Below are 2,711 nucleotides of genomic sequence, written 5' to 3'. Positions count from 1 at the left end.
GGCGCGGCCAATCCGACACTGACCGTGATTCACGACCTCGCGACGGCACTCAAGGTCCCGGTCGGCAGCCTTTTTGACGCTCCGGCTGCTGAGCCGCCCAAGAAGACTCGGTCAACTGCGAAGACGTCTCGCGGCCGCGTCTCCAAGAGCTGAGATGAGCCCCGTGTGAAGGGGGCTGATGCGCAGTTGCGCCGCAAACAGTGCGGCCCGTTCCATGCCTGGCTTTGCTCACGGACGAAGGGGCGACGTCAAACCCCGGCCCAATGCCCTTGGACATTCGTGGGGACATCGCCGCGCAATGGCTTGGCGGCCGCCAAAGCCATTCCGACGCAGGCAGAATCCCGCGCCTAACAAACAACTTCCAGGGAGCATTGCAATGACGGGAAAACRCAACCAGCCAGAGCACAGGGCCCGATACGTGCTGCTGCCTGTTCAAGGTACGCACTCATCGGACATGAAGTCCGTTGGTGCGGCGACCCCAACCTACACGAGGACATTGAGGGCGCGTCTGAAGGCCAGCAGCGCGMCGACGAGCTCCGTTCCCAAGTCGATCGAGATCATCCATTCCGCTTCCGCCACCGGTGCCAAGCTGGCAGAGCTGAGCCCGCAGGAGCTCGCGTCGTTGCAGGTGCAGGAGCCGGCCGTGCGCGCCGTGCCCGTCGTGACCTATCACCTGACTCGGACACCGCGACTGACTGTGACTCGGCAGACGACCAAGGCGGCCAAGCCGCTACCCACGCTGCGCGTGAAGGTCGTCGATCAGGCGGGCAAACCCATCGCCGGCGCATTGGTGGTCGCGCTTAACGATGAAGATCAGGAACTGGGTGACGATGGGTACACCACCAAGCGGGGCGAAGTCCGGCTTCGGCTGCCCTCTGGTCCCCAGCTCGAAGTGCTTGCTGTCTACCCCGACCCGAACGGCCATTGGGGCCGCGTGGAGCGCAATCTGAAGCTCGTGGACGGCCACACGGTGACGCTCGACGACATCGACCYGTCTCACGACGACCTCGCCAACACGTTGTACAAGACGCCAAAGACGACCGACGGCGCAGGCGTCGTTGTCGGCGTCATCGACAGCGGCGTCGATGGCAACCACCCGCACCTGACTGTCAAGCATTCGCGTTGCCTGGTTTCGAGCGAAGGCGACGCAGGCGATGGCTCGCCGGCCACCGAGGAAGGCGAACATGGCTCGCACGTCGCCGGCCTGATTGCCGGTGCGCTCGTCGCTGGCACCAAGCGCGGCGGGCGAGCACCCGCCGTCACGCTGAACTCGTACCGGGTGTTTCCCAACGACGGTGGCGATGCAATCAACTACGACATTCTGAGAGCGATTGAAGCTGCCGTCGCTGATGGCTGCGACCTGATCAACCTGAGCTTGGGTACGAAGGTGCCCGACGAGGCCGTGCGAGATGCGATCTCGGAGGCGTACGCCCAAGGCACGGTGTGTATTGCTGCTGCCGGCAACGACGGGCGCCAGGACCTGCTGTTCCCTGCGCGGTGGTCAGACGTGCTTTCGATCACAGCGATTGGCCAGAAAGGCACCTACCCGGCTTCCTCGGTTGAGGCGCTGGATGAAATGGCGCCTTGGTCCAAGCTGGAGAAGAAGCGCTACGCGGCCAAGTTCACGAACATCGGCCCCGAAGTCAGCGCCACAGCGCCCGGCGTCGGCATGGTGTCGACGGTTCCCGGTGGAGGCTATGGCGCGATGAGTGGCACATCGATGGCGTGCCCTGTTGCGTGCGGCCTGCTCGCTGCGGAGCTGAGCCGCAACGAGGACATCCTCAAGATCCCCCGGGGTCCTGAGCGTGGTCGAGAGCGGGCCAGCAAGATCCGGGGACTATTTTTCGCAATGTGCAAACCTGCCGGCTTCGACAAGGAATATGAAGGCCAAGGCTTGCCTCAATAGACCGCTCCTGTAGAGTTCGTCCTATGAGCCAAGTGATCCTCCGCCGAACCAAGGACGCCGCTGTGTCCGCGGCGGAAGCCGTCACGGTTGTGACGGACACCGCCACGTGCGGCCGGGTGCTCAGCCAGACCGGCAACAACATGCTCGCCGAGGTTCCCCACACCCGGATCGGCGGCCTGTCTGCCCGGTTGCCTGGTTGGATCATTTCTGAGCAGATGGCCACTGTGCCGCGTCCGGACGCACGGATCAGGGCTCGGCGACGCTAGTCAGTCACACCTAAATAAAGGGACGCTTCGGCGTCCTTTTTTACACCTGCACCTCAGGAGATGGGGTAAATTTCCCAATTAAAGCGGAAATTTCCCAAAAATATTGGATTCGGAGGCTGCCGATGGACAACTTTTCCATCATTCACACCATCTGCAGGCTGGCGCTCGACTCGTCCTCGGAGACTGTTCGTCATCAGGTCACTCGGCTGTCGGAGGCGCTGGACAAAGACGGGGCCAACAAGGATGCACAAGCGCTGCGCATGCTGCTGGCATCCGCAGACCGGCACCAGTCGATGACGCCTCGGCGCCTGGTTCAGTCCAAGTCTTCGGTCGGCCTGCCAGGCGAAGTCTTGCTGTCGACCACGCAGCTGCCAGCGGATCGCGAGACGGGTGCGAGGTTGCTTGACGTCACATTCCCAGGCGAGGGGCGCCCATCGCCGCTCATGYCCGCCTCGCTGGAGCGGGCCATTTCAATGCTGCGATCGGAATGGCAGCACCAGCGAGAACTTGCGCAGGTCGGCTCGTCGCCAGCCATGTCC

Annotated in this window: 2 protein-coding genes and 1 pseudogene; all 3 read left to right on the top strand. The window is 63.2% G+C overall.

Annotated features, from left to right (window positions below; genetic code table 11):
• Nucleotides 1-454: 454 nt before the first annotated feature.
• A complete protein-coding gene (locus AC1DU6_RS26300; RefSeq protein WP_477860715.1) occupies nt 455-1,906 on the top strand; it encodes a S8 family peptidase in 1,452 nt (483 codons plus the stop codon).
• Nucleotides 1,907-1,929: 23 nt separating this feature from the next.
• A complete protein-coding gene (locus AC1DU6_RS26295) occupies nt 1,930-2,172 on the top strand; it encodes a hypothetical protein (RefSeq protein WP_457325781.1) in 243 nt (80 codons plus the stop codon).
• 122 nt (nt 2,173-2,294) lie between these two features.
• Nucleotides 2,295-2,711, top strand: a pseudogene (locus tag AC1DU6_RS26290) (hypothetical protein); the annotation flags it as partial.

It is taken from the genome of Roseateles sp. P5_B10, from assembly GCF_056400485.1.
The sequence above is the reverse complement of the archived record's forward strand: the minus strand, read 5'-3'. Positions and strand labels throughout refer to the sequence as shown.

Excerpts from the sequence above, each read along its gene's own strand:
- AC1DU6_RS26295 (WP_457325781.1), top strand. The coding sequence starts at position 1,930 with ATGAGCCAAGTGATCCTCCGCCGAACCAAGGACGCCGCTGTGTCCGCG.